The organism is Enterobacter sp. PI-10 (assembly GCF_027947695.1).
Lineage (GTDB): Bacteria > Pseudomonadota > Gammaproteobacteria > Enterobacterales > Enterobacteriaceae > Enterobacter > Enterobacter vonholyi.
Window position 1 is genome coordinate 456,682 of the sequence record NZ_JAJNOG010000002.1, and the last position, 16,872, is coordinate 473,553.

Annotated in this window: 17 protein-coding genes; 16 read left to right on the forward strand and 1 reads right to left on the reverse strand. The window is 55.5% G+C overall.

The window, feature by feature from the left end; all coding sequences use genetic code 11:
• Positions 1-49 precede the first annotated feature (49 nt).
• The 9 genes from sad to LRM19_RS06705 all read left to right on the forward strand — a co-directional run bounded on the left by sad (position 50) and on the right by LRM19_RS06705 (position 10,417).
• The gene (sad, locus tag LRM19_RS06665; RefSeq protein WP_271367869.1) at positions 50-1,438 is read left to right on the forward strand and encodes a succinate-semialdehyde dehydrogenase; all 1,389 of its coding nucleotides are present in this window, start codon (positions 50-52) and stop codon (positions 1,436-1,438) included.
• Positions 1,439-1,549: 111 nt separating this feature from the next.
• Positions 1,550-3,139: a methyl-accepting chemotaxis protein gene (locus LRM19_RS06670; RefSeq protein ID WP_271367870.1), complete on the forward strand. Its 1,590-nt coding sequence runs from the start codon at positions 1,550-1,552 to the stop codon at positions 3,137-3,139.
• Positions 3,140-3,201: 62 nt separating this feature from the next.
• Positions 3,202-4,128: a glutaminase B gene (glsB, locus tag LRM19_RS06675; RefSeq protein WP_111964600.1), complete on the forward strand. Its 927-nt coding sequence runs from the start codon at positions 3,202-3,204 to the stop codon at positions 4,126-4,128.
• A complete protein-coding gene (locus LRM19_RS06680; protein WP_111964599.1) occupies positions 4,128-4,484 on the forward strand; it encodes a DUF4186 domain-containing protein in 357 nt (118 codons plus the stop codon). The genes glsB and LRM19_RS06680 overlap by 1 nt, the downstream gene beginning before the upstream one ends.
• Before the next feature lie 113 nt (positions 4,485-4,597).
• A complete protein-coding gene (locus LRM19_RS06685) occupies positions 4,598-6,037 on the forward strand; it encodes a sensor domain-containing diguanylate cyclase (RefSeq protein ID WP_271367871.1) in 1,440 nt (479 codons plus the stop codon).
• A gap of 119 nt (positions 6,038-6,156) precedes the next feature.
• The gene (locus tag LRM19_RS06690; protein WP_271367872.1) at positions 6,157-7,122 is read left to right on the forward strand and encodes a sensor domain-containing diguanylate cyclase; all 966 of its coding nucleotides are present in this window, start codon (positions 6,157-6,159) and stop codon (positions 7,120-7,122) included.
• An 82-nt stretch (positions 7,123-7,204) separates the two neighbouring features.
• Positions 7,205-7,732, forward strand: coding sequence for a GNAT family N-acetyltransferase (locus LRM19_RS06695; protein ID WP_136194863.1), 528 nt, complete (start codon positions 7,205-7,207; stop codon positions 7,730-7,732).
• Between the two features lie 117 nt (positions 7,733-7,849).
• Entirely contained in the window at positions 7,850-9,301 is a 1,452-nt protein-coding gene (locus tag LRM19_RS06700) for a tagaturonate reductase (RefSeq protein WP_271367873.1), read from the forward strand.
• 201 nt (positions 9,302-9,502) lie between these two features.
• Positions 9,503-10,417, forward strand: coding sequence for a bestrophin family protein (locus LRM19_RS06705; RefSeq protein WP_111964594.1), 915 nt, complete (start codon positions 9,503-9,505; stop codon positions 10,415-10,417).
• Here LRM19_RS06705 and LRM19_RS06710 read toward each other — a convergent pair.
• The gene (locus LRM19_RS06710) at positions 10,405-10,953 is read right to left on the reverse strand and encodes a GNAT family N-acetyltransferase (RefSeq protein WP_111964593.1); all 549 of its coding nucleotides are present in this window, start codon (positions 10,951-10,953) and stop codon (positions 10,405-10,407) included. The genes LRM19_RS06705 and LRM19_RS06710 overlap by 13 nt on opposite strands.
• A 176-nt stretch (positions 10,954-11,129) precedes the next feature.
• Here LRM19_RS06710 and LRM19_RS06715 point away from each other — a divergent pair, with 176 nt between their 5' ends.
• The 7 genes from LRM19_RS06715 to LRM19_RS06745 all read left to right on the forward strand — a co-directional run bounded on the left by LRM19_RS06715 (position 11,130) and on the right by LRM19_RS06745 (position 16,838).
• Complete coding sequence (locus LRM19_RS06715) at positions 11,130-12,092, forward strand: hypothetical protein (protein WP_032674783.1); 963 nt, start codon at positions 11,130-11,132, stop codon at positions 12,090-12,092.
• Positions 12,092-12,679: a hypothetical protein gene (locus LRM19_RS06720; protein WP_023292418.1), complete on the forward strand. Its 588-nt coding sequence runs from the start codon at positions 12,092-12,094 to the stop codon at positions 12,677-12,679. The genes LRM19_RS06715 and LRM19_RS06720 overlap by 1 nt, the downstream gene beginning before the upstream one ends.
• 11 nt (positions 12,680-12,690) lie before the next feature.
• Positions 12,691-13,161: a GNAT family N-acetyltransferase gene (locus LRM19_RS06725; RefSeq protein WP_126303312.1), complete on the forward strand. Its 471-nt coding sequence runs from the start codon at positions 12,691-12,693 to the stop codon at positions 13,159-13,161.
• A gap of 12 nt (positions 13,162-13,173) precedes the next feature.
• Positions 13,174-13,614, forward strand: coding sequence for a GNAT family N-acetyltransferase (locus LRM19_RS06730; protein ID WP_127730880.1), 441 nt, complete (start codon positions 13,174-13,176; stop codon positions 13,612-13,614).
• 145 nt (positions 13,615-13,759) lie between these two features.
• Positions 13,760-14,755 carry an alpha/beta fold hydrolase gene (locus LRM19_RS06735; RefSeq protein ID WP_271367874.1) on the forward strand — a complete coding sequence of 332 codons (996 nt, stop codon included), beginning with the start codon at positions 13,760-13,762 and terminating at the stop codon, positions 14,753-14,755.
• Positions 14,756-14,799: 44 nt separating this feature from the next.
• Positions 14,800-15,540, forward strand: a complete 741-nt coding sequence (locus LRM19_RS06740) for a response regulator (protein WP_111964589.1) — start codon at positions 14,800-14,802, stop codon at positions 15,538-15,540.
• A complete protein-coding gene (locus LRM19_RS06745; protein ID WP_127730886.1) occupies positions 15,537-16,838 on the forward strand; it encodes an ATP-binding protein in 1,302 nt (433 codons plus the stop codon). Before LRM19_RS06740 ends, LRM19_RS06745 begins: the two co-directional genes overlap by 4 nt.
• The last annotated feature ends 34 nt before the right edge of the window (positions 16,839-16,872 follow it).

Here is a 16,872-nt window from a genome sequence, read left to right on the forward strand (position 1 = left end):
AATAGCAGAGTGAGCCACAATTAATCAACCGAAACACGTGGAGAACAACATGACTTATTCATCTGCTACACATGCCTTCTCTGTCAGCCCGGCCACGGGTGAAACCCTCTCAACCTGGCCTTGGGCGACGCCGGAACAGGTTGACCGCGCAATTTCTCAGTCCGACGCGGGGTACCGCCAGTGGCGTCGTGAAAGCGTTGCCCACAGGGCGCAAAAGCTGCGCGATCTCGGCGCAGCGCTGCGACACCGCGCGGAAGAGATGGCGCAGACGATCTCCCGTGAAATGGGCAAACCCATCCTGCAGGCGCGGGCGGAAGTGGCAAAATCCGCGGGTCTGTGCGACTGGTATGCCGAGCACGGCCCGGCGATGCTGCGTGCGGAGCCTACGCTGGTGGAAAACCAGAACGCGGTCATTGAATACCGTCCTCTGGGGCCGATCCTCGCGGTGATGCCGTGGAACTTCCCTCTCTGGCAGGTGCTGCGCGGCGCGGTGCCAATTCTGCTGGCCGGTAACAGCTATCTGCTCAAACACGCCCCCAACGTGCTCGGCTCTGCGGATCTTATCGCGCAGATCTTTGCGGATGCGGGTTTCCCAGAAGGCGTGTTCGGCTGGGTGAACGCCACCAATGACGGCGTCAGCCAGGCGATTAACGATCGTCGTATTGCGGCGGTGACCGTCACCGGCAGCGTGCGTGCCGGGGCTGCCATTGGTGCTCAGGCGGGGGCCGCGCTGAAAAAATGCGTGCTTGAGCTGGGTGGCTCAGACCCGTTCATCGTCCTCAACGATGCCGACCTGGATCTTGCCGTGAAGGCGGCGGTGGCGGGTCGCTATCAGAATACCGGGCAGGTGTGCGCGGCGGCCAAACGCTTCATTGTGGAAGAGGGTATTGCGAAGAACTTTACACAGCGCTTTGTCGATGCAGTTGCTGCGTTAAAGATGGGCGCGCCGGAAGAAGAAGAGAACTACCTGGGCCCGATGGCGCGGTTTGACCTGCGCGATGAACTGCATCAGCAGGTGCAGGCGGCGCTTGCAGAAGGGGCAACGCTGCTGCTGGGCGGAGAGAAGATCGGCGGTGAGGGGAACTATTACGCGCCAACCGTGCTGGCGAACGTTACCCCGTCGATGACGGCCTTCCGTCAGGAGCTGTTTGGTCCGGTCGCGGCCATTACGGTCGCGAAAGACGCGGATCACGCCCTGACGCTTGCCAACGACAGCGACTTTGGCCTGTCTGCGACGGTCTTCACCGCTGACGCAGAGCTTGCGGATAAATTCTCGCGCGAGCTGGAGTGCGGCGGCGTGTTTATCAACGGCTATAGCGCCAGCGATGCGCGCGTGGCCTTCGGTGGCGTGAAGAAAAGCGGCTTTGGACGCGAGCTTTCCCACTTTGGGTTGCACGAGTTCTGTAACGCGCAGACGGTATGGAAGGATCGCGTGTAATCCTTAATTTCGGCCCTCAGCACGAGGGCCGTTGTCACTAATCTGCAATGGTTCTGTCATTTTCATTTCGTAGACTCGCTCGCGTCTAACGCCTTGTAAATGAAGCTAATTATGAACCTAACGCAAATTTTTCGCCGTATTGCGCAGCGTCTTACTCCCCGTCACTTTGGCCTGTTGACGGGGATCTTTTGTATTATTGGCCTTTTCTCCGCGCTGCAGCTCTCCTCGTCATTTCTGCTTAACGCCTCCCTGAACGACGCCCAGCGCAACGAGCAGCAAAACCTTCTGGCATGGCAGCAGCAGAGCAAGCTGGATCAGGCCCGTGTTTCCCTGCTGGCGGCAAGCGACCTGCTTAACCGGTCCGGCGTCTGGTTTATGCAGGATAAAGAGACCGGATCCGACGGGAGCTGGCATAGCCTGATGGATGATGCGCAAAAGGCGCTGACGGTGTCTCAGCAGGCGTGGAAGGCCTGGCTGGCGCTGAATCCGCCGAAAGACGACGCGCTGGTGAACAGCTATCAACTTTTCTACGGCGCGATCGAAGAGCAGGCTGAAGGTCTGGTCAAAACCAACACCATCGACGCTTTTTTTGCCGTCCCGGCGCAGGCGTTTCAGACGGATTTTAACGACAACTATGCGCGCTATCAGCAGGCAAGCGAGAAGCTGGCCATGCAGGGGCGCCAGAGCCTCATGGCACAGCTATCCGGCCTGCAAACGTTGTTCCTGTTTGCGCCTGTGCTGTTGCTCGCCATCGCGGTTATCGTGTGGTTCGGCATGTCGAGATGGGTGATTACGCCGCTTCGTCGGCTCATCGCGCATATCAACCGGCTGGCAGCAGGGGATCTCTCCGGCACGCCGCCCAACGTCATGCGCTTCAACCGGGAGATAGGGCAGCTCAGCGACAGTATCGCCACGATGCAGCACGGCCTGCAGCAGCTGGTGACGCAGGTCAGCCATGCCACCGCCACGATGGTGGAAAACATCGGCTCCCTGGCGGAGGGTAACCAGAAGCTGTATCAGCAGTCAGCGCGTCAGGCGAAAGAGCTTGAGGATGTGACGGCGCATATCGCGTCGCTGGAAAGCCATGTGGAAGGGAATACCGGCTATGCCAGGCTCGCCAGCTCGCGGGCCGATGAGGCGCGCCAGGCCGCCGTGGGCGGCGACCAGATAATGTTAACCGTAAACGCGTCCATGCAGGCGATCGTCGACCGATCGTCTGAGATGCGCGGGATCGTGGCGATGATCGACAGCGTGGCGTTTCAGACCAACATCCTGGCGCTCAATGCCGCCATCGAAGCTGCCCATGCAGGAAACCAGGGACGCGGGTTTGCCGTCGTCGCCCGGGAGGTCGGTCTTTTGGCCAGAAAGAGCAGCCACTCGACGCAGACCATACAGGAGCTGATCAACCGCTCGCTGCAGGGCATTGAAGACGGTTCCCGCGCCGTCACCCTGATGGAAGAGAATCTCCAGCAGGTCACCGGGCTGGTGGGCAATCTAAGCAGTTTGCTTAATGAGATCTCCACCGCCACGCTCAGCCAGGGAGAGAGTATTCACCAGATGACGCGTCAGCTTCAGGCGCTGAATCAGGTCTCCCGTCAGACGGATTTGCTGGTCTCAGACGCCTCGGATGCCTCAGAGCGGCTGCAAAAGCAATCCGATCTTTTATTGCAGGCCGTTTCGCGTTTTCGTCTTAGCGCCTGACGTAATACATAAGCCTCTGTTATACTCGCAGCCCGTTTTAGCCTGAGGGCAAGGAGCAAAGTGTGGCTGCGGTCATCCATAATGAGATGTTGGACGAGATTCTGGCGCAGGTTCGTCCGTTAATTGGAAAGGGGAAGGTTGCCGACTATATTCCGGCCCTTGCCTCGGTAAGCGGGAATAAGCTGGGCATCGCTATCTGTACCATAGACGGACAACGATTCCAGGCAGGCGATGCCACTGAACGTTTTTCCATTCAGTCCATTTCGAAAGTGCTGAGTCTGGTTGCAGCGATGCGCCAGTACGAAGAAGAAGAGATTTGGCAGCGCGTGGGTAAAGATCCTTCCGGCCAGCCTTTTAACTCGCTGCTTCAGCTCGAAATTGAACAGGGGAAACCGCGAAACCCCTTCATCAATGCCGGGGCGCTGGTGGTCTGCGATATGCTGCAAAGCCGCCTCAGCGCTCCGCGCCAGCGAATGCTTGAGATTGTTCGTCAGCTCTCGGGCGTTGACGATATTGCCTATGATGCGCTGGTAGCGCGCTCGGAGTTTGAACACTCCGCCCGTAACGCGGCTATCGCGTGGCTGATGAAATCCTTCGGTAATTTCCACAACGACGTGGCGACCGTCCTGCAAAACTACTTCCATTACTGCGCCCTGAAAATGAGCTGCGTTGAGCTGGCTCAGACGTTCCTGTTCCTTGCGCATCAGGGTCATGCGCCGCATCTCGATCAGGAAGTGGTTTCTCCTCTACAGGCTCGCCAGGTTAACGCGCTGATGGCCACCAGCGGGATGTATCAAAACGCCGGTGAGTTTGCCTGGCGCGTTGGATTGCCAGCTAAATCGGGCGTTGGCGGCGGAGTCGTGGCGATTGTGCCGCACGAAATGGCGATTGCAGTCTGGAGCCCGGAACTGGATGAAACGGGAAATTCGCTTGCCGGTGTCGCGGTTCTGGAGAAACTGACCCAGCGTCTGGGACGTTCCGTATACTGATGTCCGATCTTGATCCTCTTTTTTCCCGCCTGGCGCGATCGACATTTCGCTCGCGCTTTCGCTTAGGCGATAAGGAACGACAGTACTGCTGGGACAAAGGCCCCGAAACCATTGACCAGCATGCCGCGGATTTTGTCGAAAAGCGCCTTGCGCCTGCACACCCTGCAAACGACGGCAAGCAGACGCCCATGCGCGGACACCCGGTGTTTATCGCCCAGCATGCCACGGCCACCTGTTGTCGGGGCTGTCTGGCAAAATGGCATAACATTCCACAGGGTGTGACGCTCACTGCGCAGCAGCAAAATTATATTGTCGGCGTCATTCACCACTGGCTGGTGTTGCAAATGAACGCCTAAATTTGACGAGTTATGCTCCTGTGTTATTTGTGTTATAGATGCATCCTAAGTTAGTCCCAATCGTGCTGACGACCGCAATAATTGCCGTAAGCTTTCATATGGAATGATATTTAATGCGTTCTGCTCTTACTGCCTTCAGGCCGTTCCAGGTTGACACGCCGCTGCGAAATGCATCGACGATCTTTATCCTCACCACCTTATTCTATTTTGTGGGCGCGGAGTTACGGCTCGTTGAGGCCCTCTCTCTGTTCTGGCCGCTGAATGGCGTCATGGCAGGGATCTTCGCCCGCTATGTTTACCTGAATCGCCTGCACTACTATGCGGTATGTTATGTCGCGATGCTGTTGTACGACGCGGTGACGACCAACTGGGGTATCGCTTCAGCGGTGATCAACCTGTCTAACATGATCTTTATCGTTGCCGTCGCCGTGCTGATTCAGCGCGACAAGCGGCTAACGAAGAAAACCCCCGATCCGCTTAACGCATTACGCCTGTTTAACTACTGCCTGATTGCCGCGCTGCTTTGTGCCTTGCTCGGCGCGGTGGGGTCGGTTGGGATTGACAGTCACACCTTCTGGCCGCTGTTTGCCGACTGGTTTAGCGAGCAGTTCTCAACCGGCGTGCTTGTTGTGCCTTGTATGCTCACGTTACGCATGCCCGGGCGTGAACTCAGGTTACGTCTGGAGCAGTTGCTGCCTGTGATTGCGCTGATCGTCTCGGTGGTCGCTTCGGTGGTGATTGGCGGAGCGGGGAGCCTCTCGTTTCCTCTGCCTGCACTTATCTGGTGTGCGGTTCGTTACTCATTGCCTGCGACCTGTCTGCTAACGTTTATCACGGGCGCCACTGAAATTATTCTGGTCGCCAACTCGATTATTAACATTGCCGTGGCGACGCCGTTTACCACCCCAATGATGTTTTCAGCCCGGCTGGGGATCGCCACGATGGCGATCTGTCCGGTGATGGTCTCCGTTAGCATGGCGGCGATTAACTCTCTGATCCGTCAGGTTTCGCTCAGGGCGGATTATGACTTTTTAACGCACGTCTATTCGCGTTCCGGGCTTTATGAGGCGTTAAAGCAGGAAGAAACCTACCAGCATACACGTTTTCTGACCGTCATGCTGTTGGATATTGATTATTTCAAAAGCATTAATGATAACTACGGCCACGAGTGCGGAGACCGCGTGCTGGCGTCGTTTGCCCGACAGGTTCAGCAGGTTGTCGGTGAAGACGGCATGGTGGCGCGCATGGGCGGGGAAGAGTTCGCGGTGGTAGTTAATTCAGGCGACGCGCAGCACGGTTTTGAACTGGCTGAACGTATCCGGTCCACCGTGGCCAGCCATCCTTTTACATGGCGTCACCAGACCCTCTATCTGACGGTCAGTATTGGCCTCGGAAGTGGAAAGGCAGAGTCATGGCAGTTGACCGAGGTCTTCAACAAGCTCATGGCCGAGGCGGACGATCATCTCTATCGTTCAAAAAAAGCGGGTCGAAACCGTACCAGCGCCCGGGTGGCGGACGAGCAAATTGCTACGCCTTCCGGGAGTGAAACATAGCTGCGTTAATCGTCATAAGGCATTGACGTGAATAGTAAGCGGCTTAACAGGACGTCAGAACACTGACAATGTCTCTGTTTAAGCTACGCTTTTAGTAACGCTTTACGTCAGGAGACATTATGAAAGAACCTGCAACCCCTGAAAATGAAACGGAACGTCTCAACTCGCTGCGCGAGTCTGGTTTGCTTGAGATTGACAGTTCCCCGGCGTTTGACCGCTTAACGCGTCTGGCAAAACGCTTTTTCCAGGTGCCGCTGGCGATGGTCAATCTTATCGATGAGCATTCGTTGATCGTCAAGTCGGCTGATGGTCAGGCACCGAGCGCCGTTCCGCGTAACATCTCATTCTGTGGACATACGATACTCACCGAAGCGCCGCTGGTGGTGGGGGATATGCTTCAGGACGATCGCTTTGCGAATAATCCGCTGGTGGCCGGTGAGCCGCGCGTGCGGTTTTACGCGGGCTTCCCGCTGCGCCTGCGTGACGGCGCGAGCGTGGGCTCGCTGTGCCTGATTGATTACGCTCCCCGTGAATTTTCAGCGTCCGACCTCGCCGTGCTGGGGGACCTGGGCGCGCTGGCGGAAGATGAATTTGCTGCCATCAGTGCGGCGACCACGGATGAATTAACCGGGTTATTCAACCGTCGGGGCTTTAATCAGCTTGTACGTTTCACGCTTTCCGTTGCCCGGCGCCGGGCTGAGCCGCTGACCCTTGGCTGGCTGGATTTGGATCGTTTTAAGGAGATTAACGATCGCTACGGCCATGAAGAGGGAGATAAGGCGCTGAAAGCCATGGCGCAACTGATGCGCAGCTCTTTCCGTGAAGCAGATCTACTGGTGCGTTTTGGCGGGGACGAATTCGCCGTGCTGTTTGCGGATACGGATGAGCAGGGGGCCTGGATTGCCATGCAGTATCTCGCTGAGCAGGTGGAACACTATAACGCCCGCAAGCTGCATCCCTGGTCGCTTCATTTCTCATGGGGGCTTAGCGAATTCGATCATAACGGCAACGATCTGCAGCAGTGGTTAAAAGATGCCGATGAAAAGATGTATGCCATGAAACAGCAGCGCCAGCGCGCCCGGTGACATAACAAAAGCCTATGTTCGATCCGTTTGCGTTAAGAAGATGTTAAATGCACAGTGATGGTATTCAACGTAAGGAAAAACAATGAATACCTCACTGCAAATCAAAAACCTCACCCGAGACGAAATTCTTACCCATATTGATGTGCTGGCCGGGATCCTCGAAAACTGTGTGAACGGCGGGGCATCCGTCAGCTTTATGCTCCCTTATAGCCTGGATAAGGCCCGTATTTTCTGGCGCGGTATTGCCGAAAGCGTAGCGCGAGGCGAGCGGCTGGTGCTTGTCTGCGTCGATGCGCAGGACGGCATCATCGGAACGGTGCAGCTGATCACAGACCAGCCGGAAAACCAGCCGCATCGGGCCGATGTGGCAAAGCTGCTGGTTCATGAGAAAGCGCGCCGGAAAGGGGCCGCGATGGCATTGATGGAAGCGCTGGAAGCTGAGGCCCGGGCCAAAGATATTTCGGTTCTGGTGCTTGATACCTCCACCGGCAGCGGGGCCGAAACCTTCTACCAGCGTGCCGGCTGGCAAAAGGTTGGTGAGATCCCGCGCTACGCGCTGATGCCGGACGGTGCCATGACGGCCACGTCCGTGTTTTATAAGTTCCTATAAATATTCTGCACAACTACGCGACGTATTGATCAAAACAGGGTTTCTGGTCGTTAAGTTTTGATAAGTTATCGTACCAATTCTATCAGGCTGTATGACTAATCATAAAAGGAACCCCTTGTGAACACGCTCAACCGTCGTGATTTTCCCGGTGCTCAATACCCAGAACGCATCATTCAGTTTGGTGAAGGCAACTTCCTGCGTGCGTTTGTCGACTGGCAAATCGACCTGCTAAATGAACATACCGATCTTAATGCCGGCGTGGTTATCGTCCGTCCTATTCAGAGCGATTTTCCACCGTCGCTGAGCACTCAGGATGGTCTCTATACCACTATCGTTCGTGGCCTGAACGGGCAGGGGGAAGCGGTGAGCGAGAGCCGTCTTATCCGCTCCGTTAACCGTGAAATCAGCGTCTACGAAGACTATGACGCGTTTCTGAAACTGGCTCGCAATCCGGATATGCGGTTTGTTTTCTCGAATACCACCGAAGCGGGTATTAGCTACCACGCAGGTGACAAATTCGACGATGCCCCTGCAGTGAGCTATCCGGCGAAGCTGACGCGACTACTGTTTGAGCGCTTCAGCCACTTTAACGGCGCGCCGGATAAAGGCTGGATCATCATCCCGTGCGAACTGATTGACTACAACGGAGATGCCTTACGTGAACTCGTTCTGCGCTATGCGCAGGAATGGGCGCTGCCTGCGGCCTTTATCCGGTGGCTAAACGACGCCAACTGCTTCTGCTCGACGCTGGTAGACCGTATCGTGACCGGTTACCCGCGCGATGAAGCGGCTGCGCTTGAAGCTGAGCTGGGTTATCACGATCGGTTCCTGGACACGGCTGAACATTTCTATCTGTTCGTTATCCAGGGGCCAGCATCCCTTGCGCACGAGCTTCGTCTGGATAAGTACCCGTTAAACGTGCTGATTGTCGATGACATCAGGCCTTACAAAGAGCGCAAAGTCGCCATCCTGAACGGCGCGCACACGGCGCTGGTGCCGGTCGCGTTCCTGGCCGGGCTGGATACGGTAGGCGAGGCGATGAATGATGCCGAGGTCTGCGCGTTCGTCGAAAAAGCGATTTATCAGGAGATTATTCCGGTCCTCGATCTGCCGCGTGACGAGCTGGAAACTTTCGCCAGTGCGGTAACTGGACGTTTTCGCAACCCCTACATCCGACACCAGCTGCTCTCCATCGCGCTTAACGGCATGACCAAATACCGCACCCGCATCCTGCCGCAGCTGCTGGCAGGGCAGAAGGCGACGGGGCAATTACCAGCACGCCTGACGTTTGCTCTGGCCGCACTGATCGCTTTTTATCGCGCGGAGCGTAACGGGGAGAACTATCCGGTGCAGGATGATGCATTCTGGCTGGAACGTTATCAGCAGCTGTGGGCGCAGCACCGCGATCGGCAGCTGAGCACCCGTGAACTGGTGCAGTCGGTGCTCAGCGTGAGTGAGCACTGGGAACAGGATCTGACGCAGGTGAACGGTCTTGTCGACCAGGTGACGCTGGATCTGGATGCCATTCTGCTTAAGGGCATGCGCACCGCGGCTAAACCGCTTTGTTAACAGGTTCACCCGGCTTCGGCCGGGTTTGAATACGACATTATTTAGTTACAACATACTATTGGCTTTGTTTTTAAAAAGCACATGCAGCACCGTACGGTTTTCGTTGCTCAGGGGAGAAAATGCAATGTTCCGTTAACATGCTTGCAACGGTGACGGGGATCACGTTTAATAGCCTCGCTCTTTTCTTTCCTGAAACTCACTATGATCGTTCGTCCTAAACAGCACTGGCTACAATTGATTTTTGTCTGGCACGGTTCGGTACTTCCCAAGATCTATACCCGATTGCTGCTCAACTTCCTGCTCTCTATCGCCGTTATCCTGATGTTACCGTGGTATACGTCGCTCGGTATCAAATTTACCGTGGCGCCATTTAGCATTCTCGGCGTGGCGATCGCTATCTTTCTGGGTTTCAGAAACAACGCCTGTTATTCACGCTACGTCGAGGCGAGGCTGCTCTGGGGGCAGCTGATGATAGCGGCACGCTCGCTGTTTCGCGAGGTAAAAAACACCTTGCCTGACGATAAGCACCTGGGCGAATTTGTCCGCCTGCAGATTGCTTTTGCCAACTGCCTGCGCATGACCCTGCGCCGGGAGCTGAACGCCGAGCAACTCTCTCGCTATCTTGCTGCGGATGATTTACGTCACGTGATGAGCGCCAACTCACCGGCGAACCGTATTTTACTGATCATGGGGGAGTGGCTGGCCGTGCGGCGGAGAAACGGGCAACTCTCAGACATTCTGTTCCATAGCCTGAACAATCGTCTGAACGACATGTCTATCGTCCTTTCCGGCTGCGAGCGCATTGCAACCACGCCGGTACCGTTTGCCTATACGCTGATTTTGCACCGCACGGTATATCTGTTCTGCATCATGCTGCCTTTCGCGCTGGTTGTGGACCTGCACTACATGACGCCCTTCGTTTCGGCGCTGATCTCCTACACCTTTATCTCGCTGGACACCCTTGCGGAAGAACTGGAAGATCCGTTTGGCACCGAAGATAACGACCTGCCGCTGGACGCCATCTGCAATATGATGGAACGCGATCTGCTGCAGATGAACGATGAAGAGAACATCCCGGAAAGGCTGATGCCGGATAAACATTATCAGCTGACCTGACGGGCGTTCCACTCTTCGCGGGTGATTTCCCACAGCTCGGAGTCCAGCATCCCGCTGACGTAGGCTTTCTTTTCCGTCCTGATAAGCCGCATGCCGCTACTGTCTGAAATACGCCGGGAGCGGCTGTTGGCGGCGGCTTTCGGTGCGCGCAATACGGGTTTGTTTAGCGTATTGAACCAGTAATCCGTCGCGGCAATACTGGCTTCGCGCATATATCCGTGCCCCTGAAATTCCGGCGCGAGCCAGAACCCGCGGTTGTTGTCCTCGACGTCGTACAGGCAAATAATGCCCATCAATTCATCCGGCATATCGCGTCGCCGGATGCTCCAGAACCAGGCAATCCCTTTTGCCATATCCGGCAGCGCCACGTTGTTGACATAGTTTTCCGCGCCGTTATCCGGGTAGGGCCAGGGCACTGAGGAGACCATATAACGGACAATCTCCCAGCGCGGATATAGCTTTTGTATCTGGACGGCATCTTCCGCTACCAGCGGTTTCAGCAGTAAGCGTTCTGTCGTGAGCGTCGGTATCGTCATGCGCTGATCTCCCTTTTTAGGCGTTATGCTTTTGTTTGCGTTCTGGTATTTTCATCTATATGACGTTCTGTTTAGTTGCGTTGTAACGTATTTACTACCAAAATTTTGCTCTGCTGAGCGTTCGACTACCATCAGATTAGTTGGGCTAACTTACCTACCCACATAAGGAATAATGTATGGTTTTGCCTGGAATGAATCCTGAGACCAATCTCCCCGGTTATGATTATGCGCGAATGGCAGGTTTAGGGGCTGCAGATTTCGATTTCAAAGCACTGGGTTCCGCCATGGACTGTAATCGCGAATTTGCTCAGGCCGGTATCATTTATTCTGATGGTACTCAACGCTACCTGGTTCGCTCTGGTCAGCGTCATCCTAATGGCCAAAGTGGTATTGTAACCCACGTAATTGTAACGAAAGCGAACTCGCAGCCATCCACCTCCAGCGTAGGTAAATCATTGACTGACGCTGTGACATCGACATCCATGGGTACTGAGCTTGCGTCGACTGTACTATCCTGTGGCGCGATGATCATTACTGGAGGTGTAATGCTTGCAGGCACGGCAGCAACACCTCTTACCGCAGGAGGCAGTGGTGTTTTAGTGGCTATCGGCTACGCTGGTACTCTCGCTACCGGATTACAATGTGTTAACGGTCTTTATCGAATTTATGATCTGGTTGAAAACGGTGGCGGAAATGTTGCATGGCTCGATACGCAAGAATGGTACGTCGCCACCTCCACATCACTGGATGTAATTTCGTTAGCAAGTGCAGGTGGGGCATTAAAAGAAGCCGTTACCACCTGGCGTGCAATGAAATCCATATCTTCCTTGAAAGCCACTGAATGGTTAAAAAGCTATCCTCGTCAGGATCGTGCTCGTTTGACCGAATTGATAATTCGCGCGCAAAACCCCGGTATAAGCAACAAAGAAATCAAGGCTCTTATCCGCGCGGGTCTTTATCCGAAACGCTTTCCAACCGGGCCGGTTCAGGTAGAACTCACTCGACAACTTGGGCAAGTGGTAACAAGTGCCGCAGCATTGGCAGGAAGTGCGGTGAGCGGCGTTATTGCAGCGCCCAGTAACTTACCACGGACCGGTAAATACATTATCGGTACCATTCAGTCACTGGCGGTATTCTGATGAAGTTTTTGAGTTTGTTAACCGGACGGGTTTTCCAGGATCTCCTGCAACATGGTAAAGATATAGAGGAGGCTATTGCTCGTCGTGATACCCGCCTTCTGGATAATTCCACTCCCGAGCTGGAACGGTATTTTTCGCGACCCCTCAGTGAGCTTCCGCGTCAAAATCCTTACCCGGTAGCTATGCTGTTACCTCTGTTTTTAGTGGCGTTTGCGCTAAACCTTTTGCCTTTTCTCAGCACGTTGCAGGGTTTGTCACCTTTACATCATGCATTGAGCTTTTTCTTGCCATCATTGACGATGACAGGCGCGCTCATTGTGACAAGCGTACTACTGGCTCGTGGAAAGACGTCGGGATTGTCGGGCTTTATGGCGTTGTTCATCATCCTGCTGATAACGACCCTCGTTCAGGTTCTACATGTCATGCTTTCTCATGATGGAAGCCTCTGGCCACACGTCATTGCATCTTTCGCGCTGTTACTTTGTCGGGTGGTGATGAACGGCAGCGGCTTTGTTCTATTTACGCTCTATTGTCGTACTCAGCGTCTTGCCAGATTGGCACGGGAAATGCGGCTAAAAAGCCGTTAAAGGGGGAGGTTATGACATTACGAAAAGCCACGCCGCAGGAAGCCGAAACACTCTGGAACATTCGCAACCAGGCGATTCGTCACGGCTGTAAAACCAGTTACGATGCCGACGTCATTGCGCGCTGGACGCCGGATCTCATGCCCGAACGCTATCGGCAGATGGTCATTGAATACCCTTTTTACGTGGTGGAAGATGAAAAGGGCGACGTTGCGGCGACCGGCTATCTGGATCTGGATACCCACTGTCTGGAGGCGATATTCACCTTGCCCGCGGCATTCGGTAAAGGCATGGCGACCCGGATTATCGAGGCGCTCAAAAATGAAGCCCGTAGCCGGGGGATAACCCGTCTGAGGCTGGATGCAACCCCTAACGCCCAGTCGTTTTATCAGAAGCTGGGGTTTGTCACGCTGCGCGAAAACTATCATCATTCGCGTATGGCGGGGGCTGATTTACGCTGTTTTGAAATGGCGATCGACTTGTAATGTGAGGAACACATGGCCGTCACGGTAAGACCTCTATGCGAAAACGATTATTCCCAATGGCGACCGCTGTGGGATGGCTATACCCATTTTTATGATTGCTACCTCGAGGAATCCGTCACCGCAGCGACGTGGGAAAGGGCGCTCTCAGCGCATTCACCGATGTTCTGCCGGGTGGTCGAGAAGGACCAAAAGGTCATCGGTTTCGCGATGTGTATTCTGCATGAAGGAACCTGGTCTACCGCGCCCATCTGCTACCTGGAAGATCTGTTTGTTGATGCCGATGAACGCGGGGCGGGAGCAGGTAAAGCGCTCATTGACGCCCTGATTGAGGAAGGCAAGCGCGAAGGGTGGTCAAAACTGTACTGGGTCACCCGGGAGAACAACCCGGCGCGTAAACTCTATGACAAATACGGTGAGGCTGACGATTACGTCCGCTATCGTCTCTCCATCTAAGACTCCAGCACCTGTGTTTGTATCACACTGTATCAAGGTCCCGGATACGTACACAGGCTTGCAATAAACCCGCTTTCGCACATATCCGCTATACACTGCAGTGTTGTTATATCCCCGTGAATTGTAATCAACCGGAGATACCAACATGTTTAGCAAACTCGCGTACTCGACCCTTGCACTGACCATTTCTCTTGGCACCGTGATGTCCTGTCAGGCTGAAGTCACCGGCACGAATATCGCGGCCGCCTTTGATCATCCGCAGCAAATTAACGCCGGCGATCTGAACGTCGGTTATGTCGACCTCGGCCCGAAAGACGGTCAGCCGGTTATTTTACTGCACGGCTGGCCCTATGATATTCACAGCTACGCCGAGGTTGCACCCGCACTGGCGGCAAAAGGCTATCGGGTGATTGTGCCTTCTCTGCGCGGCTACGGCACCACGCGCTTCCTGTCAGCCAAAACGCCGCGCAACGGCCAGCCTTCAGCCATGGCAAAAGATATTGTGAACCTGATGGACGCCCTGAATATTAAGCAGGCGGTATTTGCAGGATATGACTGGGGTGCCCGAACGGCAGATATCGTTGCGGCGCTGTGGCCCGAGCGCGTTAAGTCACTTGTTTCAGTGAGCGGGTATCTCATCAGCAGCCAGCAGATTGGCAAACAGCCGTTGCCGCCAAAAGCGGAGCAGCAGTGGTGGTATCAGTTCTACTTCGCCACCGCGCGCGGTGCTGAAGGCTATGCGAAAAACACGCATGACTTCGCCCGTTTAATCTGGTCTCAGGCATCGCCTGACTGGAAATTTAGCGATGCTGTCTTTAACGCCAGCGCCAAATCCCTCGACAATCCGGACCACGTCGCCGTGACGCTCAGCAACTATCGCTGGCGCTTAGGGCTGGAAAAAGGTGAGCGCAAATACGACAGCTACGAGCAGAAACTGGCCACGCTGCCGAATATCACCGTTCCAACGATCACCATCGAAGGTGGGAACAACGGCGCGCCGCATCCTGCACCGCAGGCCTATACGGGTAAATTTACCGGTAAGTACGAGCACCGCACTTTTGGGGCCACCGTAGGGCACAACCCGCCTCAGGAAGATCCGCAGGATTTTGTTAAGGCCGTTGTTGACGCTGACAAACTCTGAAATGTGCTATTTTCAGTACGTTACCCTTCGGTCTGGAGATTTCGGTGGAGCATATTGATCATATCCTTGTCGTCGATGACGACAGGGATATTCGTGAACTGATTGTCGATTACCTTGCTAAGTCTGGTTATCGCGCGACGGGCGCGGCCAACGGCAAAGAGATGCGCATCGTGCTGGATAAACAGCATATCGACCTGGTTGTGCTGGATGTCATGATGCCCGGCGATGACGGCCTTACGCTGTGTCGAGAGCTGCGCGTCGGGAAACATAAAGATCTCCCCATCCTGATGCTGACGGCGCGCAACGAGGAGACGGACAGGATCCTGGGTCTGGAGATGGGCGCGGATGACTACGTGGTGAAACCATTTGTCGCCCGCGAGCTGCTGGCGCGTATCAAAGCGATTTTACGGCGTTTTCGCACGATGCCGCCCAATCTACAGGTGACGGAAGCAGGGCGGCTAGTGATGTTTGGTGAATGGCAGCTCGATACCGTCGCTCGCCACTTAATCGATCCGGAAGGGGTAATTGTGGCGCTCAGCGGCGCGGAGTATCGGCTGCTGCGCGTTTTCCTTGACCATCCGCAGCGCGTGCTGACCCGTGACCAGCTGCTCAACCTGACGCAGGGGCGAGACGCCGAGCTGTTTGAACGCTCAATCGACCTGCTGGTTAGCCGGGTTCGCCAGCGTCTCAACGAAGATGCCCGCATGCCCGCTTATATCAAAACCGTGCGCAGCGAAGGCTACGTTTTTACGATGCCAGTGACCATCAAAGAGGTTAACGAATGAGGCTCTGGCCACGCTCGCTGCTGGCCCGTTTGCTGCTCGTCGTGCTGGCCGGTCTGCTGCTGGCTAACGCCCTGAGCCTGACGCTGGTCATGGTTGAACGCATGCACAGCGCCCGCACGGTGATGCTCGGTAATCTGGAAAACGATGTCGCAACCAGCGTCGCCATATTAGACCGCTTACCGGCGAGCGAACGTGCCGCCTGGCTGCCGCGGCTTGAACGGGGTAACTATCGTTATATTCTGGGCACAGGGGAACCTGGCGCAGCGCCGACGGATAAGCGTTCGCAAGATGCTATCCGAACCTTAAAAGCGACGCTTGCCGCGCATTACCCGCTTAGCTTTACCGCGGTTCCCGGCGCCATTTCGCATATTCAGGCCCATCTTACGTTACGCGATGGCGCACCGTTGACCATTGACCTGATCCCGCGCATGCCGCCCGTCGCCAGCTGGCTACCGGTCGTTCTCATCCTGCAGCTGCTGGTTCTGGCTGTCTGCTCCTGGATAGCCGTGCGGCAGGTCGTGCGGCCTTTTTCACACTTTACCCGCGCGGTGGATGCGCTGGATCCGGCGGCCAGCACGCCAATGACGGAAAAAGGGCCGCTTGAGGTGCAGCGGGCAGCGCATGCCTTCAACGCCATGCAGGCGCGCATTCAGTCTTATCTCCGGGAACGCGCGCAGATCCTGGCCTCGATTTCTCACGATCTCCAGACGCCCATTACCCGCATGAAGCTCCGCGTCGAAATGGCCGGAGAGCCTGAACTTCGCGACAAGCTCCTGAACGATCTTGATAACATGTCTCGTCTGGTACGGGAGGGCATTGCGTATGCCCGGTCATCGGAATCACTGGAGGAGACGTCGCTTAAGCTGGAGCTGAACGCCTGGATCAACAGCATCGCCTGCGATTACCAGGACATTGGTAAAAACGTGCACTTTCAGGCAGGCGAAACCCGCTTGCCCATCGTCACGCGGCCGCAGGCGCTTCGCCGGGTGATGACCAATCTGCTGGATAACGCCCTCAAATTCGGCGAGCATGTTGCGATTTCAATAGACGATTCATCAGACAGCGAGGTCATTATTCACATTGTGGACGACGGACCGGGGATCCCCGAAGCCGAGCTTGAGGCAGTTTTACAGCCGTTTTATCGGGTTGAAACCTCGCGCAACCGCGAGACTGGCGGGACAGGACTCGGACTGGCGATCGCCGCGCAGCTCACCGCTCAGCTGGAAGGAAAGCTCGGGCTGGCGAACCGTAACGGGGGCGGGCTGGACGTCTCCATTACGCTACCGCGCCGTGAGTAAAATTGTACGGCTTTGTATCTCCCTGCCTGGGCGA